This window comes from Azospirillum sp. UFLA03-27 (genome assembly GCF_059803775.1).
The window spans coordinates 24,984-45,911 of the sequence record NZ_JAUQTX010000002.1; the positions used below are offsets into that span (position 1 = coordinate 24,984).

Genomic DNA, 20,928 nt, shown 5'->3' on the forward strand with positions numbered 1-20,928 from the left:
GCGGCACTATGGCAGAAAGGTTCCCCTCCCGCAACGATCGGTCGGGCGAAACCGCTCAAACGACTAAGTGGGTGCACCGGCTGGAAAAACGAAGGCCTGACACAGGTCCATGCACACCGAAACGTGACTTTGTTCGGCGGGCAGGAACTGGCCCGGCATGCGCGAGTGCAGATGCACCGACCCGCCCTTCCCGTCCGGCACATCGAGATGGACCAGGCTGGTGCGACCCAGCAGGCGCGCCGCCATCACCCGCGCCAGAACCGGCAGGTCCCCGGCAGGGACCGTGGCGGCGGGCTGGGCGGACAGCTTCAGCGCTTCCGGGCGGATCAGCACGTCCACGGCGGTGCCGTCGGCGATCTCCGTGGGGATCGGGCCGACCGGGGTGTCCACCGCACCGTCCTGCACGACGCCGGACAGCCGGTTGACCTCGCCGAAGAATTCCGCTGCGAAGGCGTTGACCGGGCGGGTGTAGAGGTCCACCGGGTTGCCCACCTGGACGACTTTTCCGGCGCGCATCAGCGCGATGCGGTCGGCCAGGAACATGGCCTCCTCCGGGTCGTGGGTGACCAGCATGGTCGCAGCGCCGTTCTGCTTCAGCACGTGCAGCGTCTCATCGCGCACCTGCTCGCGCAGCCGGGCGTCCAGGCCCGAGAAGGGTTCGTCGAGGAGCAGGACCGCCGGATTCGGGGCGAGCGCGCGGGCGAGCGCCACACGCTGCTGCTGTCCGCCGGAGAGATGGTGCGGGAAGGAATCGGCGTAGCCGGCCATGCCGACTTGCCCCAGCGTTTCCAACGCGCGCTTGCGCTGCGCCTCGCCGGACAGGGCGGTCAGGCCGAAGCGCACGTTGTCGAGCACCGACAGGTGCGGAAACAGCGCGTAATCCTGGAAGACGAGGCCGACGCCGCGGCGTTCCGGCGGGACCGCGCCGCGCTCGTCCGCCACCACGGTTCCGCCGATCCGGACGGATCCGGTCTGCACCGCCTCCAGCCCTGCCGCGATGCGCAGCAGTGAGGACTTGCCGCAGCCGGACGGCCCGCACAGGCAGACGATCTCCCCTGCCCCGATGGTCACGCTGACGTCGTTGACGGCGACGACGCGCCCGTAGCGGTGGGTGACGCCATTCAGAGCCAGGGCCTCCACCGCGATGGCGGCGCCGCCACCCTGGGGACCGGAGGCGTCGAGATGCCGCCCGTTGGCCGGCAGCGTAACCGGCGCGGCTTCACAGGGAGCGCCCTGCCGCGGATCGGTCCCGCGGCTGAACAGGGCCGACGCTTTGTCGCGCAGCGCGATGCGCAGGCCGGCCGGCCGGGGTTCGGAAACGGCGTCTCCGGTCGCGGAGAAAGAACGGGCGTCGGTGACGGACGGACGATCCATGGCAGTCCCAGTCTATGGCGGTCCCAGTCTGAAGCGGCCCGGGGGTCGTTTGATGGCGGTCGATTGACCTTAGTACCGGTGCGCCGACCCTGATGCAAATGGTTCTTATTTTCGAGCGTTTCGCTCAGGTATCGGAATCGTCAGCGTTTTCCGATGGTTCCGCGTCCTCCAGGCCGGCTCCGCCGATGCCCAGCAGCAAAGGCCGCGAATCGAGCAGGCCGGCGGCGCGCAGGTCCTCCACCCCCGGCAGGTCGCGCAGCGTCTCCAGGCCGAAATGGTCGAGGAAATGGTCGGTGGTGATCCAGGTCAGCGGGCGCCCCGGCGTCTCGCGGCGGCGGCCGGGTCGGATCCAGCCGTTCTCCATCAGGATGTCCAGCGTGCCCTTGCTGGTCGCCACGCCGCGGATCGCCTCGATCTCGGCGCGGGTTACCGGCTGGTGGTAGGCGATGATCGCCAGCGTCTCGATGGCGGCGCGGGACAGCTTCTTGGAGACCTCCTCCTCCTGCCGCAGCAGCGGGGCGAGGTCCACCGCCGTGCGGAAGGACCAGCCGGCGCCGGTGCGGATCAAGTTCACCCCGCGCGCCGCGTAATGGACGCGCAATTCCTCCAGCAGGGCACGGATGTCGGCGTCGCGGGTCAACCGCCTGCCCAGCGTCTCCTCATCCAGCGGGTCCGCGGAGGCGAACAGCAGCGCCTCCAGCAGGCGCAGATCGCGCAGGCGCTGCTCGACCTCCTCCGGGTTGTCGATCTCCTGGATCATGCCGTCGGCACCGCTCATTCCTCGTCGCCTTGCTCATGCCGGCGCGATGCCCGGCGGACGTAGATGGGGGAAAAGGCGCCGTCCTGGCGAAGCTCCACCCGCCCCGCCTTGGCCAGTTCCAGCGTCGCCGCGAAATGGGCGGCCAGCGCCGAGCGGGTCAGCAGCCCGCCGCGCACGCCGTCCGGCAGGAAACTCGACAGGGTGGCCCAGTCCGGCATGCGGCCCAGCAGCTCGGACAGGCGGCGCACCGCGTCCTCGAGCGAATAGAGGCGCACCGGCTCGATGTGCAGGACGCCGCCCTCCTGCCGCTTCCTGTGCTCGCCGTAGGCCTTCAGAAGGTCGTAGAGCGTGACCTGGAAGACCGACTTGCGCAGGATGTCGAGGTCCTCCGGGGCGCCGCGGGCGAAGCGGTCAACCCCGAGCTGCGGGCGGGCGAACAGCTTGGCCGCCGCCCCCTTCATCGCCTCCAGCCGCTGGAGCTGGAAGGCCAGCGCCGCCGCCATGTCCTCGCCCGAGGGCTCCTCGTCCTCGACCTCCGGGATCAGCAGGCGGGACTTCAGATAGGCCAGCCACGCCGCCATGACGAGATAATCCGCCGCCAGCTCCAGACGCACCTTCCGCGCCTCGGCGATGAAGGCGAGATACTGGTCGGCGAGCTGGAGGATGGAAATCTTCGTCAGGTCCACCTTCTGCTCGCGCCCCAGCGCCAGCAGCATGTCCAGCGGCCCCTCGAACCCATCCAGGACGAGGACAAGCTGGTCCGCCGGGCTGGCCGCCTCGGCGCCCTCGTCCTCATGATCCGGGGGTTTCCTGCCGACCATGCCGTCAGTTGCCGCTGAGGATGCGGATCAGCTCGATCATGTAATCCACCGGCGGGCCGAGCACCCAGGAGAAGACGCTGAGGTCCATGCCAAGCTCCCGCCCGATGAAGGGCAGCAGGAAGAAGGCGCCGATCAGGATCAGCATGCCGTACTTCTCCAGCCGGGCTAGCGGGAAGGCCAGAGCGTCGGGCAGGATGCCGACCGCCACGCGCCCGCCGTCGAGCGGCGGCAGAGGGATCATGTTGAAGACCATCAGCACGACGTTGACCAGGACCGACACCTCCAGCGCGGCGCGGACCCACATCTCCGTCGCCCCGCCCTGCGGGCTGGTGAAGCCCCAGATGATCGCCGAGACCAGCGCCAGCACGAAATTCACCCCCGGCCCGGCCAGCGCCACCCACACCATGTCGCGGCGCGGGTGGTGAAGGCGCCCGAAATTCACCGGCACCGGCTTGGCCCAGCCGAAGACGAACCCTGTGGTGAAATACATCACCGCCGGCAGCACCACCGTGCCCAGGGGGTCGATGTGGCGAAGCGGGTTCAGCGTCACCCGGCCCAGCCGCCACGCCGTGTCGTCGCCGCGCCACATCGCCACGAATCCGTGCGCCGCCTCGTGCATCGTGATGGCGAGGATCGCGGGGATGGCGACCGCAAAGATCATCGGTATGCGGTCGATCAGACCTTCCAACACGCGCATCTCTCCCGTTGCGCTCCCCGGACCCGTCCGGGAAGCCTGAGCATGGCTCTAAACCTGGGGCGTTCCCAGCAATTCCGCCAGACGCGCCCGCAAGTCGTCGGCGTCCACCGGCTGCGCAGGGCCGCGCATCGCCTCGGCCCTCGCCCAGCGCCGCACCGCCGCGCCGCTCATCGTCGGAACGCCCTCGGCCACCGCCACCATCTCCTCCATCACGCCGTTGCAGTGGAGCACGACGTCCAGCCCGGCCGCCAGGACCGCCTCCGCGCGTCCACGCATGCCGCCGGCCAGCGCACCCATCGACAGGTCGTCGCTGAACAGCAGCCCGTCGAAGCCGATGGGGGCGCCGCGCACCACGTCGCGCACCACGATTGCCGAGGTGCTGGCGGGCTGGTCCGGGTCGATGGCCTTCATCACCACATGGGCGACCATGCCGAGCGGCATGTCGGCCAGGGCGCGGAACGGCGCGAAGTCGGTGGCCTCCAGCGCCGCGCGCGGGGCGTCCACCACCGGCAGCTCGGCGTGGCTGTCGGTGAAGGCCCGGCCATGGCCGGGCAGATGCTTGACAACCGGCAGAACGCCGCCGGCCATCAGCCCCTCGCAGGTCGCCCGCGCCAGATCGGCGACGCGGACCGGATCGCCGCAGAAGGCGCGGTCGCCGATGATGTCGTGGGCGCCCTCCACCGGCACGTCGCAGACCGGGGCGCAATCCACCGTCACGCCGCAGTCCGCCAGCATCAGCGCCAGCAGCCGGGCGTTGATCCGGGCGGCCTCCCGTCCGGCGGCGGCGTCACGGGCCGCGAGGTCGCCGAAGGCGCGCATCGGCGGGAAGGCCGGCCAGTGCGGCGGGCGCATGCGGGCCACCCGACCGCCCTCTTGGTCGATCAGCACGGGCGCATCGGCACGGCCCAGCGCCGCGCGCATCTCCGCCACCAGCGCGCGGACCTGCTCCGGCGTGTCGCAGTTGCGCCGGAACAGGATGAAGCCCAGCGGGTCGGCGTCACGGAAAAAGGCGCGCTCGTCCGCGGTCAGGGCGGTGCCGGCGGCGCCGAACACCACCGCACGGTGAAGCGCACGATGAGGTCCGGACGCGTTTCGGGCGTTCGGCAAAGCCGGATCAGGGACGGACAACCACACACCCCACATTCTGGGACTTGAGCTGGGCGCAGACCGACTTGGCGCGCTCCTCGTCGAGGCCGACACCCTGGATGCGGTAGAAGATGCCCTTCTCGCCCAGATCGGCCTTGGCGACCTGCATGGACAGCCCGCCGAGCGCCGCGCCGTAGCGGCTGGTCAGGCGCTTCCATTCCGTCGAGGCCTCGGCCTCGCTGCGCACCGCGGCGAGCTGGACGCGCCAGTTCCCTCCACCCGATGCCTTGGCGGGTGCCGGAGGGGGCGCCGGCTGCGGAGCTGGGGCGGCCGCCACCGGCGGCGCGGGCTGCGGCTTGGGCGCCGCGGCAGGCGGCGTCTGAGCCTGCGGCGGAGCCGGAGCCGGCTTGGCCGCGGGCGGCGGGGCGGCCTTGGGCGCCGGAGCCGCCGGTGCCGGAGCCGGAAGGGCGGCCACGGCGGGTGGCGGCGCCGGAGAGGCGACGGGCGGCGGCACGGCGGTCCCCTCCCCGTCCTGGCGCGGCACCGTGGTGGTGGAGCCCGGCGGAGGCGGCGGCAGTTGGGCCACCGCGGGCGCCTCCGGCAGGGTCGGCGACGGCGGCACCTGGGGAGCCACGACCGGCCGCGGCAGCGGCTCCTCCGGCGGCGGCAGCAAGCGTTCGATCTGCGACTTCGACCCGCGGTCGTTCAGCCGCTCGTAGACCAGCTTGTCCTGGTGCGGCACTTCCATGCCGCCGGGCTGCTCCGGGCGGGCCTTGGTCGGCGCGCTGTCAGCCATCAGCAGCGGCGGGCCGCCGTCCGGCGTGCTCTGCCCCTTGCCGCTGTAGACGACGACGATCGCGCCGGCGAAGGCCACGATGCCGACCACCGCCAGACCGAGGCCGAGCAGACCGCGCCGACCTCCCCGCTGCGGCGGCGTGCCGTAGGGATCGCTGGCGTAGTTGGCATCGCCCTCATACCTCATGACCGCATTTCCTCCACCGGCTCCACGCCCATCACGGCAAGGCCGGAGGCGATCACCGTGGCGACCGCGCTGACCAGCGCCAGACGGGCCACCGTCACCTCCTCGTCGCCGTCGATCAGGAAGCGCAGGCTGGTGTCGTCGCGGCCCTTGTTCCACAGCGCGTGGAAGTCGCTGGCGAGGTCGTAGAGGTAGAAGGCCACTCGGTGCGGCTCGTGCGCCTCGGCAGCGGATTCGACCAGACGCGGCCAGGTCGCCATGCGCTTGGCCAGCGCCATCTCCTCCTCGCTGTCGAGGCGGGCGAGGTTGGCCCTGGCGGCCAGCGCCGCCACCGACAGGTCAGCCCCCGGCAGCGCCGTTGCGGCGTGGCGCAGGACCGAGCGGCAGCGGGCGTGGGCGTACTGCACGTAGAAGACCGGGTTGTCCTTCGACTGCTCGACGACCTTGGCGAAGTCGAAGTCCAGCGTCTGGTCGTTGCGGCGGGTCAGCATGATGAAGCGGACGACGTCGCGGCCGACCTCCTCGATCACGTCGCGCAGCGTCACGAAGGTGCCGGCGCGCTTGGACATCTTCACCGGCTCGCCGTTCTTCATCAGATGGACGAGCTGGCAGAGCTTGACGTCCAGCGACGCCTTGCCCTCGGTGATCGCCGTGGTCGCCGCCTGCATACGCTTGACGTAGCCGCCATGGTCGGCGCCCCACACGTCGATCTGCAGGTCGAAGCCGCGGCGGTGCTTGTCGTAGTGGTAGGCGATGTCGTTGGAGAAGTAGGTGAAGGACCCGTCCGACTTCTTCAGCGGGCGGTCGACGTCGTCGCCGAAGTCGGTGGACTTGAACAGGGTCTGCGGGCGCGGCTCCCAGTCGTCGGGCTTTTTGCCCTTGGGGGGCTCCAGAACGCCGACGTAGATCAGGCCGCGGTCCTCCAGCGCCTTCAGCGCCGTGTCCACCGCCCCGGCCTTCACCAGCGCGCGCTCGGAACTGTAGACGTCCATGCGGACGCCGAGGACGCCGAGGTCCTCCCTGATCCATTCCATGATCGTGGCGATGGCGAAGTCGCGGCAGGCCGGCAGCCAGTCGGCCTCGTCCGCGCCGACCCACTTGTTGCCGTCGCGCTCGGCCAGGGCCTGCCCGACCTCCTTCAAATACTCGCCGGGATAGAGGCCCGCCGGAATCTCGCCGATGTCCTCGCCCAGCGCCTCGCGGTAGCGCAGGAAGGTCGAGCGGCCCAGCACATCGACCTGGGCGCCGGCGTCGTTGATGTAATACTCACGGGCGACGGCGTAGCCGGCCTTCTCCAGCAGCGCGGCCAGCGCGTCGCCGAACACGGCGCCGCGGCCATGGGCCGCGTGCAGCGGGCCGGTGGGGTTGGCCGACACATACTCGACGTTCACCGGGCGCTTGCCGCCCAGAGTGCTCTCACCATAGGCGGTGCCGGCGGTCAGCACGTCGCGGATGCGGTCGCGCCAGACGTCGGCCGTCAGGCGCAGGTTTACGAAGCCCGGGCCGGCGATCTCGGCGCTCGCCACGTCGGGGCGGGTCTTCAGCTTCGCCACCAGCAGCTCGGCCAGCGCACGCGGCGGCTTGCCTGCCGGCTTGGCCAGGATCATCGCCGCGTTGGTCGACAGGTCGCCGTGCGCCGCCTCGCGCGGCGGCTCCACCGTCAGGCGCGCGGTGTCGAGCCCCGCCGGGATCTGGCCCTCGGCGGCCATCTCGTCCAGCAGCTTGCGGATGTCGTTCTCGAAGACCTTGAAGATGTTCATCGTTTCAATTCTTGCTTTAGGTCTGGGGCGTTCAGGTCTTGGCGTCCATGTCGAACAGGCGGGCGTATTCGGCGAGCGCGTAGCGGTCGGTCATGCCGGCGATGTAGTCGGCGACCAGCCGCGCCAGCACCGTCCGGTTGCCGTGCCCGCCCTGTTTGGCGATCTCCTCCTGCCACTGCGTCGGCAGGGTGTTCGGCTCGGCCATGAACAGGTCGAACAAGGCGGTGACCACCCGCTTGCACTTGCTCATTTCCCGGTTCACCCGGTAATGGCGGTACATGCGCTGTTTCAGGAAGGCGCGCAAGGGCCGCTGCGCCTCGACCATCGCGGGGGAGAAGCTGACGACTGGCTCCGGCAGGGCGCGCAGCTCGGCGGCGCTTCCCGGGCGGTGGCGGTCCAGCCGCTCCCGCGTTTCGGCCAGCAGGTCGACGATCATGTTGTTGATCATCCGCCGGATCGTCTCGTGGATCAGGCGGGAGCGCTCCAGCCCGGGATAGCGGTCGCAGACCTGCCGCACCACCGGGCCGACCAGCGGCAGCTCCGCCACCTCGTCCACGGTGAACAGGCCGGCGCGCAGCCCGTCGTCGATGTCGTGGTTGTTGTAGGCGATGTCGTCGGCCAGGGCCGCCACCTGCGCCTCGGCGCCGGGGTTGGTGTGAAGCTCCAGGTCGCAGCGTTCCTGGAAGGCGGCCAGAGTCGTCGGCAGCCTTTCACCGCCGCCGAGCGGCAGCAGCGGGCCGTTGTGCTTGACCACGCCCTCCAGCGTTTCCCAGGTCAGGTTCAGCCCGTCGAAGTCGGCGTAGCGGCGCTCCAGCATCGTCAGGATGCGCAGCGTCTGGTCGTTGTGGGCGAAACCGCCGTAGGGCGCCATGCAGGCGTTCAGCGCGTCCTCTCCGGCATGGCCGAAGGGGGTGTGGCCGAGATCGTGGGCGAGCGCCACCGCCTCCGCCAGATCCTCGTTCAGGCCGAGCGCGCGGCTGATCGAGCGGGCGATCTGCGCCACCTCCAGGCTGTGGGTCAGGCGCGTGCGGAAATAGTCGCCCTCGTGATAGACGAAGACCTGCGTCTTGTACTTCAGCTTGCGGAAGGCACCGGAATGCACGATGCGGTCGCGGTCGCGCTGGAAGCACGAGCGCGTCGGGCTTTCCGGCTCCGGGAACAGCCGGCCGCGCGTCTGTGCGGGGTCGCAGCCATAGGGCGCCGGGCGATCCTGGAAGAAGTCCGCCGTCATGGCGCGGACACTACCGACGCAAACCGCGCTGTGCAACGGCGAAGGCGGAGACCGGCCGAGACATCCGGCAGCCGCAAGCAGGCATTCGGGCACAGGCGAACCGCAGGTCAGGCATGAGTTCGCCGGACATGCCTTTGACGAAAGGCGGACACACCCTTACATTCGTCGTTGTGTCGTCTGTCCCGCGAAACACCCCCGCGAAACACCGAGGTCCGTCCCATGCCCGACACCGCCCTTCCCGCCACCGCGCAAGAGGGTGCGCGCGTTCTCGCCGTGTCCGACAGCGCCGCCAAGCGCGTCGCCTTCCTGATCGAGCATGAGGGCGACCCGGCCCTGATGCTGCGCCTGACCGTGTCGGGTGGCGGCTGCTCCGGCTTCCAGTACGGCTTCGCCTTCGACGCCACGGCGAACGAGGACGACCATGTGTTCGAGAAGAACGGCGTGAAAGTCGTCACCGACGACGCCTCGCTGGACCTGCTGGCCGGCTCCACCCTCGACTATGTCGAGGACCTGATGGGGGCCGCGTTCCAGATCAAGAATCCGAACGCAACGGCGTCCTGCGGCTGCGGCAATTCCTTCGCCGCCTGACGGTTCCTTTTTCCCCTGCCCTTTGCCGAACAAGAAGAACACGACGTGAAGATCGCCACCTGGAACGTCAATTCGGCGAAGGCCCGCCTTCCGCTGATCACCGACTGGCTGCGCGCGGAGTCCCCGGACGTCGCGCTTCTGCAGGAGATCAAGTGCGAAACCGCGGCCTTCCCCCGCGCCGCCTTCGAGGAATTGGGCTATCACGTCACGCCGGTGGGGCAGAAGTCCTACAACGGCGTGGCGTTCCTCTCCAAGGCGCCGCACGAGGACGTGCTGACCCGCCTGCCCGGCGAGCCGGAGGACGAGCAGGCCCGCTATGTCGAGGCCTCGGTGGGCGGCGTGCGCATCGCCTCGCTCTATCTGCCCAACGGCAATCCGCTCGGGACGGAGAAGTTCGCCTACAAGCTCCGCTGGATGGACCGGCTGCACACCCATGCCCGCGACCTGCTGGCGCAAGAAATCCCCTTCGTTCTGGGCGGCGACTACAACATCATTCCGGAGCCGCGCGACGTCTTCGACCCGGTGGCCTTCGCCGGCGACGCCCTGTTCCAGCCCGAATCGCGGGCGAAGTTCCGCGCCCTGCTGAATCTGGGCCTGACCGAAGCCTACCGCGCCCTGCACGACGACGACCACGCCTACACCTTCTGGGACTATCAGGCGGGCTGCTGGCCACGGGACCTGGGGTTGCGCATCGATCACTTCCTGCTGTCCCCGCAGGCCGCCGACCGCCTGGTGGAGTGCCGCATCGACCGTCGCCCGCGCGGTGCGGAAAAAGCGTCCGACCACACGCCGGTCCTGCTCGAGCTGCGTAACGGGTCAGACATTTCTTAAATTTTTTCACGCATCCTCAAGGCCGACTCGAAAACCGAGCGAGCGTCCATCCGCGGGGAGAGGCGGCAAGACGATGGTCTGGGGACAGGACAGCGGCCGCAGAGCGATCGAAGAGCTGCTGACGGCCATCGAGCAGCAGGCCGGCGAAGCGGTCGCACTGGGCGTGCGTGCACAGCGCGATATCCAGGAGGACCGTTTCTCCTCGTTCCTCGGCTTCCGCCGGAAGGTGGAGGAGGTGCGCGCCCTCGTCACCCTGACGGAAGAGCGTCTGACGACCGTCGGCACAGCGAAGCTGTCCGACCTGCGCACGGAGTTCGAACGGATCGACCTTCTCCTGACCGGCCTGCTGGCCCGCGCCACCCGGAACTATTTCGAACGGATGCGGGACGATCAGGCGCTCCCCATCGGCGCCCGCGAGCTGTTCGAGCCGGAGTTGAAGATCATCGAGGAGATGCGCAGCAAGCTGGACCGCCCACACTATGCGGGCCGCGTTTCGGCCACGGTGATCGAGGATCTGGAGGCGACCGGCGTCATGATCCGCAAGGTCCTCAGCCGAGCCCCCAGCCTGCCGGATTTCTCCGACTCTCCGACGCCCCCGAAGCCGACGAAGCGGCTGTCGAACCTGGGCCGCCCGATCCGGATGTGACTTCCCCACGTTGAACCAAGACGGCCCCCGCGCGACGAGCATCAAAAGCGAGTTGACCGAAGAACGGGGACACGGCATGTTCCCCCCGCTTCTGATCCTCGGTGAGGGGATAGCCTGAGATCGGGCGCCAATTTCGGGGATCAGGGTAGGGACCAGAGAGCAATGGTTCCCAGACGCGCAAGGCTAAGCCCTTGAAGGCGTTGATTGGATGGGTGGCCGAGCGGTTTAAGGCTCCAGTCTTGAAAACTGGCGTGGGGGCAACTCCACCGTGGGTTCGAATCCCACCCCATCCGCCACCCAATTTCCGCTTGCATTTCTGCGTTTCCCAACCGAATCGGCGCTTACATTCCCTTGATCCCGGTTCATTTGAAAATCCATACGGTTGTAATGTTTCCTTCAGGGCTTTGTGCTTCTCTGAAGCAATGGTCGTGGAGGCCGCATGCGGATTTTGGTGGTCGACGATTCGCGCATGGCGCGCACGGTGCTGTGCCAGCAGCTTGAGGGCTTCGGCCATCAGGCGGCTTTTGCCGAAAGCGGTCAGGCGGCGCTGGCGCGTTGCCGCGACGAGCCCATCGACATCGCGCTGGTCGATTTCCGCGTCGGCGAGATGGAGGGCGTGGAGGTCTGCTGGCACCTGCGTGCGGCGCAGCGGGAACGGCACCTCTACCTCATGCTGATGATCCCCGGCAGCATCACCAACCAGTTCTTCGAGGTCGTGGAGAACGGCGCCGACGAGTTTCTGCGCAAGCCGCTGGACCTGACATGGCTGCGCGCCCGGCTGCTCGCCGCCTCCCGCGTGGTCGACATGCAGCGCCAGTTGGAGCGCCTCGCCACCACCGATTCGCTGACCGGCGCACTGAACCGTGGGCGCTTCATGGCGCGCGCCGCCGACGAGGTGGCTCGGGCGCAGCGCAGCGGCCAACCGCTGTCGGCAATCATGCTGGACATCGACCACTTCAAGAAGGTCAACGACACCTACGGCCACGCCACCGGGGACGAGGCCATCCGCACCGTGGTCCGCGTCTGCCGCTCCATGGTCCGCGGCGCGGACGTCCTGGGCCGGCTGGGCGGCGAGGAGTTCGCCATCCTGCTGCCCGAAACGCCGCCACAGGGAGCGGCGCTGCTGGCGGAGCGGTTGCGCCGGGCGCTTTCCGAAACCGACGTGCGCATCGCCAACGGCGCCGGGTCCGTCCTCTCCTTCACGGTCAGCATCGGGGTCAGCGCGCTGCGACCGGCCGAGACCAGCGTCGCCGCGGTGCTCGCCCGGGCGGACGAGGCGCTGTACCGTGCGAAGAACGGCGGCCGCAACCGCGTGGTGTGCGACGCCGCACCGTGATCCGGTGCGGAGCCGTCAACTACCCGTCAGGCTCCCGGCACCAGCCAGGGCCGCGCCTCGGCGTCGGCGCGGTCGAAGGCATCGATGGCGTCCTGGTGGCGCAGCGTCAGGGCCACGTCGTCGAGGCCCTCGATCAGACATTCTTTCTTGAACGGGTCGATGGCGAAGGTCAGCGGCTGGCCGTCCGGGCCGGTCAGCGTCTGGGCCGGCAGGTCCACGGTGACGGCGGCGCCCGGCGTTTCCTGCAACTGGCGGCGCAGTTCCGCCACCGTCTCCTCCGGCAGGGTGATGGTCAGCAGGCCGTTCTTGGCGGCGTTGGCGGCGAAGATGTCGCCGAAGCTGGGAGCGACAACGCAGCGGAACCCGCCGTCCACCAGAGCGTAAACCGCCCCCTCCCGTGACGACCCGCAGCCGAAATTTCGGTCGGTCACCAGCACGCGCGCCCCGACATAGGCCGGGTCGTCCAGCGGAAAGCTTGGCTTGCGCTCGTCATGGAACAGGAAATTGCCGTAACCGGCGCTGCGCGGCTTCTTCAGGAAGCGGGCAGGCAAAAGCTGGTCGGTGTCGATGTTGGCGATGTCGAGCGGCACCGCCGGCGCGGTCAGCGTGACGAAGGGGTCCATCCTTACGAAGCTCCGAGCTTGCGGACATCGAGCGTCCGGACATCGGTGAGGCGCCCTGTCACGGCGGCGGCGGCGGCCATGGCCGGGCTCATCAGATGCGTGCGCGCGTTCGGCCCCTGACGGCCCGGGAAGTTGCGGTTGGTGGTCGAGGCGCAGCGCTCCCCAGCCGGGACGAGGTCGCCGTTGATGCCGACGCACATCGAACAGCCGGGCTCGCCCCATTCCAGGCCGGCGTCGGTGAAGACGCGGTCCAGCCCTTCCGCCTCGGCCTGACGGCGCACCGGGACCGATCCCGGAACCACCAGCCCCGGCACCGCGGCGCGGCGGCCGCGCAGCACGGCGGCGGCGGCGCGCAGGTCCTCCAGCCGGGCGTTGGTGCAGGAGCCGATGAAAACGCGGTCGATGCCGATTTCTTCCAGCCGCGTGCCGGGGGCCAGCCCCATGTAGTCGAGCATCTTGCGCATCTGGCCGGCGCGCACCGGGTCGCTCTCGGTCCCGGGATCGGGAACCGCGCCGGTGACCGGAACCGCGGTCTCCGGGCTGGTGCCCCAGGTGACCGACGGGGCGATGGCCGCGGCGTCGAGCGACACCTCGCGGTCGAAGGCGGCGTCCGGATCGCTGGGCAGGGTGCGCCAATGTTCGACCGCACGGTCGAACAGCGCACCCTTTGGGGCGTAGGTTCGTCCTTCGATCCAGGAGAAGGTGGTGTCGTCGGGGGCGATCATGCCGGCCCGCGCCCCCGCCTCGATCGACATGTTGCAGACGGTCAGCCGGCCTTCCATCGACAGGGCGCGGATGGCGCTGCCGGCGTATTCGATGACGTGGCCGGCCGCACCGTCGGCGCCGATGAAGCCGATCACCGCCAGGATCAGGTCCTTGGCCGTCACATGCTCGCCAAGCTCCCCATCGACGGTGACGCGCATGGTCTTGGGCCGGCGCTGCCACAGCGTCTGGGTCGCCAGCACATGCGACACCTCGGTGGCGCCGATGCCGAAGGCGAGCGCCCCGAAGGCACCGTGGGTGGAGGTGTGGCTGTCGCCGCAGACGATGGTCAGGCCCGGCAGGGTCAGCCCCTGTTCCGGCGCCAGCACATGGACGATGCCCTGCGCCGGGTCGTGCAGGCCGAAATGGCGCAGGCCGTGGCGACCGGCGTTCGCCTCCAGCATCGTCACCATGTTGGCGATCTCGGGATCGGCGATCGGCTTGGCGCGGCTGTGCGAGGGCACGTAATGGTCGGCGACGGCGAAGGTCAGCTCCGGCCGGCGCACCGGGCGCTTGGCGTGGTCGATCATGCCGAAGGCGTGGAACGAGCCCTCGTGCAGGAAATGGCGGTCGATGGCGAGCAGCGCCTGCCCGTCCGGCCGGGTCGCCACCAGATGGGCGTCCCAGACCTTGTCGAACAGGCTGCGGGGATGCTGCGTCATTGAATGTCCTCCTCCCTCACTGCCTCTGCGGCAGCAGCCCCGGCGATGCGCCCCAGCGCCACCGCGGTCAGCAGCCCGTTGCCGGACAGGTAGCCGGACGCCGTCGATCCCGACACGCCGCAGGCGGCCCCGCCGGCGGCGTAGAGGTTGGGCAGCGGAGCCCCCTCCCCGCTCAAGACGCGGGCATCGTCATCGACGACCAGCCCGCCCTGGGTGTGGAACAGGGCGCCGGTGACGCGGACGGCGCGGTAAGGCGCTGCCAGAGGGGCCGCGCCGGCGAAGTCCCGGCCGAAGCCGTCGGTCTCCCCTGCGGCCTTCAACCGGTCGACCTCGGCCAAGGTGGCGGCCAAGGCGTCCGCGTCGACCTTCATCAGACGGGCAAGGTCCGCCGGGCTGTCGGCGGCGAGCACCGCGCCCATCGCCTCGGCCTGCCGGAAATCCTCGAACTGGCGGGCGACGGCGGCGATGCGCTCGTCGAAGACGGTCCAGGCGACGCCGTCCGGCTGGCGCAGCACGACGGCGGCCTGCTCCGAATAGCCCTGCGCCTCGTTGGAGAAGCGCTTGCCGTCCGTGTTCACCTGCACGCCGCCTTCGGTGACCGTCGCCCAGGTGACCAGGATGCCGGCGGGATGGGCGACCGAGCCGTGGCCCTGGTGCCCCGACAGGTACCGCGTCGCCGCCCCCAGAGCCTCCCCCCAGAGGAGCGCGTCGCCCTGGTTGCCGGGATGGCCGAAATAGAGCGCGTCGGCCAGTTCCGGCACATGACGCTCGACCAGCTCCCGGTTGCCACCATAGCCGTTGCAGGCGAGGACCAGGGCGACGCAGCCGACCCGCTCGACGCTGCCGTCGGGCCGGGTGACCTCCACGCCGCGCACGCGCGGGCCGTCGGCGTGCAGCGCGGTCACATGCGCCTCGCACAGCACGTCGATGCCGGCGGCCTCGACGGCGCCGCGCAGCCGGTCGATCAGTTCCGCCCCCGACCGGCTGGGCAGCCCGTGCATGCGCCGGGCGCTGTGGCCGGGATAGGTGAAGTTGTCGACCACCGAGAACGGCAGGCCATAGCGGTCGGCCAGCCATTCCAGCGCCGGGCCGACCGCGTGGGCGACACGGGACACGTCCGCCGGGTCGGGTTCCCCCTTCGCCTTGGCGATGATGTCGGCGGCGAAGAGTTCCGCGCTGTCCTCGATCCCGGCGGCGCGCTGCCAGCGGGTGCCCGGCGCCGGGATCAGGCCGGCCGACAGGGCGGTGGAGCCCTGGGGCAGCGCGTCGCGCTCCAGCACCAGCACCTCCGCCCCGCGCTCGTGGGCGGCGAGCGCGGCGATCATCCCGGCCGCACCGCCGCCGATCACGACGACGGGCACCGTGAATTCGAACGTCACGCCCTCGGTGGGCAGGATGCGGCTCATGGCGCGGACAGCTCCTCCAGCATCGCCGCGACCGTCGCCACGCGGCAGACCGGGCGCAGGGCGGCGACCGAGACGTCATGGACCTGCGTCGTGAAAGCGGCGCAGCCGTCCTCCAGCAGGATGGTGTCGAAGTCGCGGACATGGGCGTCGCGCACGGTCGAGGCGACGCCGCCGTTGGTGACGATGCCGCAGACCAGCAGACGCTCCACCCCGCATTTGCGCAGCACCCACTCCAGCCGCGACATGTAGAAGGCGGAATAGGCGATCTTCTCGACCTCGACATCGACGGGCTGGAGCGTGTCCACCGTGCGATGCCCCCAGCCGCCCGGCTGGAAGTCGCCCTTCGCCAGGAACGGCCGCAGCGCCTTCAGATGGGGGGAGATCATCGGCTCGCCGCCGCGCCCGGGGACTAGAGTGAAATTGGTGGAGATCACCCAGCCGCCGCGCAACCGCAACAGGTCGGCCAGCGGCTTTACTCGCTCCGGCAGGGCCAGGATCTCCGGCGCCGACTGGCCGGCGCGACCATAGGCCCCCTCGGCGTGCAGGAAATCATTCTGCAGATCGCAGACCAGAAGCGCGGTGCGCTCCAAAGGGATTGCCGCGGCGCTCATCGGGCGCTCCTTTCCACGATGACGTTGCCGTATTCATCGACGCGGGCGCTCAGGTCGGGATCGATGACGGTGGTGGCGTCCGGCTGCTCCAGAATCGCCGGACCCTGGACATGCGCGCCGACCGGCAGGTCGAGACGGTTGTAGACCGCCGTTTCGTGCCACGCCCCATCGAACCAGACGGGCCGCGAACCGGCATAGGCGCCCTCCACCGTCGTGCCGGCGGCCGGGGCCAGGGCGGCGAGGTCGAAGTGCGGGCGGCGGCCGATGGCGGCGGTGCGCAGGTTGACGATCTTGGCACCCACCCCCGGCAGAAGCCGGCTGAAGGACGCCTGATAGGCACGCTCGAAGGCGGCGCGGATGGTCGCCTCGTCGACACCCGTGGTTCCGTTCGCCACCGACACCGGCAGCGGCACGGCGACCGTGTGGGTCTGGCCGATGTAGTGCATGTCGAGTTCGAAGACGAGGTCGATGCGCTCGACGCTGAGGCCGGCGGACTCCACCACGGCGCGGGCGGCGGTCGCCTCCTCCACCATGCGGCGGTCGAGCGACGCGGCGTCGATGCCGGCCAGCGGCAGGTTCACCGTCTGCACCTGATCGTGGCGGATGTCGGCGATGACGCAGCCGAGCGCCGAGGTCACGCCCGGGAAGCGCGGCACCAGCGCCGCCTTCAGCCCGACCTCCTTGATGAGAGCGCCGACATGCAGCGCGCCGCCGCCGCCGAAGGGCACGGCGGCGAACTTGGCCGGGTCGTGGCCGCGCTCGATGGAGACGAGGCGGATGGCGCCGGCCATCTTGCTGTTGGCGATGCGCACCACCGCCTCCGCCGCCGCCATGACGTCGAGGCCCAGCGGCTCGGCGACATGGGTGGCGATGGCGGTGCGGGCGGCGTCAACGTCCAGCCGGGCGAGCTTGCCGCCGATCGGCCGCTCCGCGTTGATGCGGCCGAGCAGCACGTTGGCATCGGTCAGCGTCGGGCGGGTATTGCCCTGGCCGTAGCAGACCGGCCCCGGCCGCGAGCCGGCGCTCTCCGGCCCGACCTGGAGCATGCCGCCGGGGTCGACCCCGGCGATGGAGCCGCCGCCGGCGCCGATGGTGGTGATCTCGATCATCGGCATGCGGACGACCAGACCGAAGTCGATGGTGGTCTGGGCGGCCAGCATGGTCTGCCCCTCGACCACCAGCGACACGTCGAAGCTGGTGCCGCCGAGGTCGCCGGTGATGACGTTGGGGAAGCCCGCCGCCTTGGAGATCGCCGCCGCGGCGATGACGCCGGCCGCCGGCCCCGACAGGGCGGTGCGCACCGGCAGGCGCCGCGCGGTGTCGGTGGACATCACGCCGCCGTTCGACTGCACGATGTGGAAGCGGCCGCCGAACCCCTCCCCGGCCAGCGCGTTGTCGAGCTTGGCGAGGTAGCTGCCGACCACCGGCTGGAGATAGGCGTTCAGCGCGGTGGTCGAGGTGCGCTCGAACTCGCGGATTTCCGGCAGGATGCGCGACGAGCATTCGAGGTTGGCGTTGGGCCAGACCTCGCGCGCCGCCTCCAGCGCCGCCAGCTCGTTGGCCGGGTTGGCGTAGGCGTTGATGAAGACGATGGCCAGCGCCTCCGCCCCCATTTCGGCCAGCCGGCGGGCGCAGGCGCGCACCTCGTCGGAATCGACGGCGGCGCGGACGGTGCCGTCGGCCAGCGTGCGCTCCGCCACCTCCAGCCGCAGGTCGCGGTCGACCACGGGGACGAAGTCGCCCCACAGGCCCCAGGTCTGGCGGCGGTCGCGGCGGCGCATCTCCAGCACGTCGCGGAAGCCGGCGGTGGTGATCAGCCCGACCTTGGCGCCCTTGCGCTCCAGCAGAGCGTTGGTGCCGACCGTGGTGCCGTGGACGATGGAGCCCAGCTCGGCGACCGGGCCGAAGCTCTGCAGGCCGGCAAGGAAGCCGACCGCCTCGTCGCCGCGGTTGGACGGGACCTTGGCGGTGCGGAAGCTGCCGCGCGCCTCGTCGTAGTGGAACAGGTCGGTGAAGGTGCCGCCGACGTCGACGCCGACGATTGCACCCGTGGAGATGCCGTTGCTCATGGTCTTGCTTCCGGATTCGTCAGGCGGCGGAGGTTTCGCGGAGCGCCGCGGTGGCGGCGACGTCGAGCGCGCCGTCGTCGGTCAGCGCCACGCCGTAGGCGCTGCGCGCGGCCTCAGCGCCGAGGTAGCCGAGCCGCACGTCGCGGGCCACGGCCTCGGCGTCGCGGCGGCGCGGATCGCCCCAGCCGCCGCCACCCGGAGTCTCCAGCCGGACGCGCTGGCCGTCGCGGATCTTCACGTCGGTGACCTTGGAGGCGAGCGGCGGCGACTTTTCGCCCTCGTCGCTCTGCCAGACGAAGCGGTTCAGCGCCGCGGGCGTGCCGCCGGCCACCCCGAAGGGCGCGAAGACACCGCGCTCGCCCAGCAGGAAGACGTCGGCGGCGGTCAGCGCCTCAATCTCGTAGACGGCCCCCAGCCCGCCGCGGTGCAGTCCGGCCCCGGCGGAATCCGGACGCAGCGCCCATTGGGTGAACATCACCGGATAGGCCGCTTCGAGGATTTCCACCGGCGGGATGGTGGCGGTCGAGATCGGGTTGTTGGCGTGGTTCAGCCCGTCGCTCTCCGGGTTGCCGCCCAGGCCGCCGCCGAAGAAGGAGAACATGACCCAGCGCGAGCCGTCCGGACGGTGGCCGGCCAGCGACAGCGCGTTGATGGTGCCGAAGGGCGCGGCGGTGGCGCGGGACGGGTCGGCGAGCGCCACCGCGCCGAACACCACGCCGATGACGCGCAGGATGGTCTCGGTGTAGCCGCCGACCGGTTTGGGCGGCTTCACCGCCAGCAGAGTCGTCTCGGGGATGACGAAGGTGATCGGGTTGAGGCAGCCGGCGTTGGCCGGCACGTCGGTGAAGACATGCTTCAGCGCGACGTAGCAGCAGGCGACCGCCGTGGAATAGGCGATGTTGAGCGGCCCGGCGCAGGGTGCCGAGGAGCGGGAGAAGTCCAGCACCATGCGATCACCCGCGATGGTCAGGTCGAGCGCGATCCGCAGACGGTCGGCGGTGATGCCGTCGTTGTCGAGATAATCCTCGAAGCTGTAGGTGCCGTCGGGCAGCTTGGACAGCGCGCGGCGCATCAGCGCCTCGGCCCGCGCGGTGAAGGCGTCGAAGGCCGCGGCGACGGTGTCCTCGCCATGCTCGTCCAGCAGCTCGCTCAGGCGGCGCACACCCAGATCGAGCGCGTTGAGCTGCCCGTTGAGGTCGCCGTAGTTGGACACCGGCACGCGGGAGTTGGCGGCGAGGATCGCCAGCAGGTCGTGGTTCATCACCCCGGCCTTGACAAGCTTCACCGGCGGGATGCGCACGCCCTCTTGAAAGCTGTCGGTGGCCCGCGCGTTGAAGTTGCCGGGCACGTTGCCGCCGATGTCGAGCCAGTGGCCGACCGACGCCATCCAGCAGAACAGCCGGCCCTGGCGGAAGATCGGCCGCACCAGCCGGAAGTCGTTCAGGTGGGTGCCGCCGTCGTAGGGATCGTTGAACAGGAAGATGTCGTCGGGGTGCAGGTCGCCCTCCCGCGCCACCTTGTCGATCACCGCCTTGACCGCGAAGGCCATGGCGCCGACGAAGATCGGCAGGCCGTTGGTTCCCTGCACCAGGGTGGCGCCGGTCTCGGCGTGGTAGAGGCCATGGCAGGCGTCGCGCGCCTCGGCGATGATCGGGTTGAAGGCGGAGCGGTAGAGCGTCGCGTCCATCTCGTCGGCGATCTGCTCCAGCCGGCCCTTCAGGACGGCCAGCGTGACGGGGTCGATTGTGGTGGTCTTGGTGGTCATGCCGCGTCCTCCCGCTTGGCGGAGGTGAAGTCCTTGTAGGTTTCGCCGAGCGCCAGCATCTCCGGCGTGCCGATGAGATCGTTCAGCGCGTTGAAGTCGAACATGCGGTCGCGGAAGGGCTGGGTGGTGCCGTGGGCAGCCAGCGAGGCGTAATAGTCCTGCGCCTGCCGGGCCAGCGCCCGCACGATGCCGCCGGGGAAGATCACCAGCCGGTAGCCCAGCTCGCCCAGGTCGGCGGCGGAGCTGATCGGCGTCTGCCCGCCCTCCACCATGTTGGCGAGCAGCGGTCGGATGCCGCCCAAATCGGAGGCGATGGCGGAGAGCTGCTCACGGCTCTTCGGCGCCTCGACGAACAGCACGTCAGCGCCGGCCTCGACATAGAGCCGGGCGCGGTCGAGCGCCGCCGGGACTCCCTCCACCGCCACCGCGTCGGTGCGGGCGATGATCAGCGTGCCTTCGCTGGTCCGGGCATCGACCGCCGCCTTGATCTTGCCAGCCATCTCGCCGGCCGGGATCACCGCCTTGTCGGTCAGATGCCCACAGCGCTTGGGAAAGCTCTGGTCCTCAAGCTGCAGGGCGGTGGCGCCGGCGCGCTCGAACATGCGCACGGTGCGCTGCACGTTGAGCGCGTTGCCGTAGCCGGTGTCGGCGTCCACCACCAGCGGCGTCGGCACGCGGTCGCGCACCAGCGCGATGGTGTCCGCCACCTCGCTGACCGATACCAGCCCGATGTCGGGCCGGCCGAGCCGGGTGTAGGCGATGGCCGCGCCCGACAGGTACAGCGCCTCGAACCCCGCCGCCGCCGCCAGCGAGGCGGTGAAGGCGTCGTAGACGCCGGGGGCCAGGACGACTCGGTCCTGGGCCAGTCGGTCCCGGAAACTCATGCTGGGGACGGTCATGTCAAGCGCTCCCCCCGGTGCC

Annotated in this window: 19 protein-coding genes and 1 tRNA gene; 5 read left to right on the forward strand and 15 right to left on the reverse strand. The window is 70.2% G+C overall.

The window, feature by feature from the left end:
• Positions 1-63 precede the first annotated feature (63 nt).
• From Q4I23_RS00565 to Q4I23_RS00600, 8 genes are all read right to left on the reverse strand, one after another.
• Positions 64-1,374 (reverse strand): ABC transporter ATP-binding protein, encoded by a 1,311-nt coding sequence (locus tag Q4I23_RS00565; RefSeq protein WP_498524974.1) that lies wholly within the window; start codon positions 1,372-1,374, stop codon positions 64-66.
• 124 nt (positions 1,375-1,498) lie between these two features.
• Entirely contained in the window at positions 1,499-2,152 is a 654-nt protein-coding gene (gene scpB, locus Q4I23_RS00570; RefSeq protein ID WP_498524975.1) for an SMC-Scp complex subunit ScpB, read from the reverse strand.
• Positions 2,149-2,955 (reverse strand): segregation and condensation protein A, encoded by an 807-nt coding sequence (locus Q4I23_RS00575; RefSeq protein ID WP_454017838.1) that lies wholly within the window; start codon positions 2,953-2,955, stop codon positions 2,149-2,151. The genes scpB and Q4I23_RS00575 overlap by 4 nt, the downstream gene beginning before the upstream one ends.
• Before the next feature lie 4 nt (positions 2,956-2,959).
• Positions 2,960-3,646, reverse strand: a complete 687-nt coding sequence (locus Q4I23_RS00580; protein WP_109072618.1) for a site-2 protease family protein — start codon at positions 3,644-3,646, stop codon at positions 2,960-2,962.
• Positions 3,647-3,700: 54 nt separating this feature from the next.
• Complete coding sequence (nagZ, locus tag Q4I23_RS00585; RefSeq protein ID WP_498524976.1) at positions 3,701-4,705, reverse strand: beta-N-acetylhexosaminidase; 1,005 nt, start codon at positions 4,703-4,705, stop codon at positions 3,701-3,703.
• Positions 4,706-4,766: 61 nt separating this feature from the next.
• Positions 4,767-5,720 (reverse strand): SPOR domain-containing protein, encoded by a 954-nt coding sequence (locus Q4I23_RS00590; protein ID WP_498524977.1) that lies wholly within the window; start codon positions 5,718-5,720, stop codon positions 4,767-4,769.
• Complete coding sequence (gene argS / locus Q4I23_RS00595) at positions 5,717-7,477, reverse strand: arginine--tRNA ligase (protein ID WP_454017835.1); 1,761 nt, start codon at positions 7,475-7,477, stop codon at positions 5,717-5,719. Before argS ends, Q4I23_RS00590 begins: the two co-directional genes overlap by 4 nt.
• A 31-nt stretch (positions 7,478-7,508) precedes the next feature.
• Positions 7,509-8,708, reverse strand: a complete 1,200-nt coding sequence (locus Q4I23_RS00600; RefSeq protein ID WP_498524978.1) for a deoxyguanosinetriphosphate triphosphohydrolase — start codon at positions 8,706-8,708, stop codon at positions 7,509-7,511.
• Positions 8,709-8,927: 219 nt separating this feature from the next.
• On the opposite strand from Q4I23_RS00600, the gene erpA reads away from it, so the two are divergent.
• The 5 genes from erpA (at position 8,928) to Q4I23_RS00625 (ending at position 12,109) form a co-directional block, all read left to right on the forward strand.
• Complete coding sequence (gene erpA, locus Q4I23_RS00605; protein WP_145623718.1) at positions 8,928-9,296, forward strand: iron-sulfur cluster insertion protein ErpA; 369 nt, start codon at positions 8,928-8,930, stop codon at positions 9,294-9,296.
• A gap of 45 nt (positions 9,297-9,341) precedes the next feature.
• Positions 9,342-10,127 (forward strand): exodeoxyribonuclease III, encoded by a 786-nt coding sequence (locus Q4I23_RS00610; protein WP_498524979.1) that lies wholly within the window; start codon positions 9,342-9,344, stop codon positions 10,125-10,127.
• 73 nt (positions 10,128-10,200) lie between these two features.
• Complete coding sequence (locus tag Q4I23_RS00615) at positions 10,201-10,773, forward strand: hypothetical protein (RefSeq protein WP_498524980.1); 573 nt, start codon at positions 10,201-10,203, stop codon at positions 10,771-10,773.
• Between the two features lie 206 nt (positions 10,774-10,979).
• A tRNA-Ser gene (locus Q4I23_RS00620) sits at positions 10,980-11,069 on the forward strand.
• A 143-nt stretch (positions 11,070-11,212) separates the two neighbouring features.
• A complete protein-coding gene (locus Q4I23_RS00625; protein WP_454017831.1) occupies positions 11,213-12,109 on the forward strand; it encodes a diguanylate cyclase in 897 nt (298 codons plus the stop codon).
• A gap of 26 nt (positions 12,110-12,135) precedes the next feature.
• On the opposite strand, the gene leuD is transcribed toward Q4I23_RS00625, so the two are convergent.
• Genes leuD through Q4I23_RS00660 form a run of 7 tightly spaced genes read right to left on the reverse strand, consistent with a single transcriptional unit; the run spans position 12,136 to position 20,906 of the window.
• Positions 12,136-12,732 carry a 3-isopropylmalate dehydratase small subunit gene (leuD, locus tag Q4I23_RS00630; RefSeq protein WP_498524981.1) on the reverse strand — a complete coding sequence of 199 codons (597 nt, stop codon included), beginning with the start codon at positions 12,730-12,732 and terminating at the stop codon, positions 12,136-12,138.
• Positions 12,733-12,734: 2 nt separating this feature from the next.
• Positions 12,735-14,156, reverse strand: a complete 1,422-nt coding sequence (gene leuC, locus Q4I23_RS00635; RefSeq protein WP_498524982.1) for a 3-isopropylmalate dehydratase large subunit — start codon at positions 14,154-14,156, stop codon at positions 12,735-12,737.
• Complete coding sequence (locus tag Q4I23_RS00640; protein WP_498524983.1) at positions 14,153-15,562, reverse strand: FAD-dependent oxidoreductase; 1,410 nt, start codon at positions 15,560-15,562, stop codon at positions 14,153-14,155. Before Q4I23_RS00640 ends, leuC begins: the two co-directional genes overlap by 4 nt.
• The gene (locus tag Q4I23_RS00645) at positions 15,559-16,173 is read right to left on the reverse strand and encodes a cysteine hydrolase family protein (RefSeq protein ID WP_498524984.1); all 615 of its coding nucleotides are present in this window, start codon (positions 16,171-16,173) and stop codon (positions 15,559-15,561) included. Before Q4I23_RS00645 ends, Q4I23_RS00640 begins: the two co-directional genes overlap by 4 nt.
• Entirely contained in the window at positions 16,170-18,242 is a 2,073-nt protein-coding gene (locus Q4I23_RS00650) for a hydantoinase/oxoprolinase family protein (RefSeq protein ID WP_498524985.1), read from the reverse strand. Before Q4I23_RS00650 ends, Q4I23_RS00645 begins: the two co-directional genes overlap by 4 nt.
• Positions 18,243-18,261: 19 nt before the next feature.
• A complete protein-coding gene (locus Q4I23_RS00655; RefSeq protein WP_498524986.1) occupies positions 18,262-20,007 on the reverse strand; it encodes a hydantoinase B/oxoprolinase family protein in 1,746 nt (581 codons plus the stop codon).
• Complete coding sequence (locus Q4I23_RS00660) at positions 20,004-20,906, reverse strand: isocitrate lyase/PEP mutase family protein (protein WP_498524987.1); 903 nt, start codon at positions 20,904-20,906, stop codon at positions 20,004-20,006. Before Q4I23_RS00660 ends, Q4I23_RS00655 begins: the two co-directional genes overlap by 4 nt.
• Positions 20,907-20,928 lie beyond the last annotated feature (22 nt).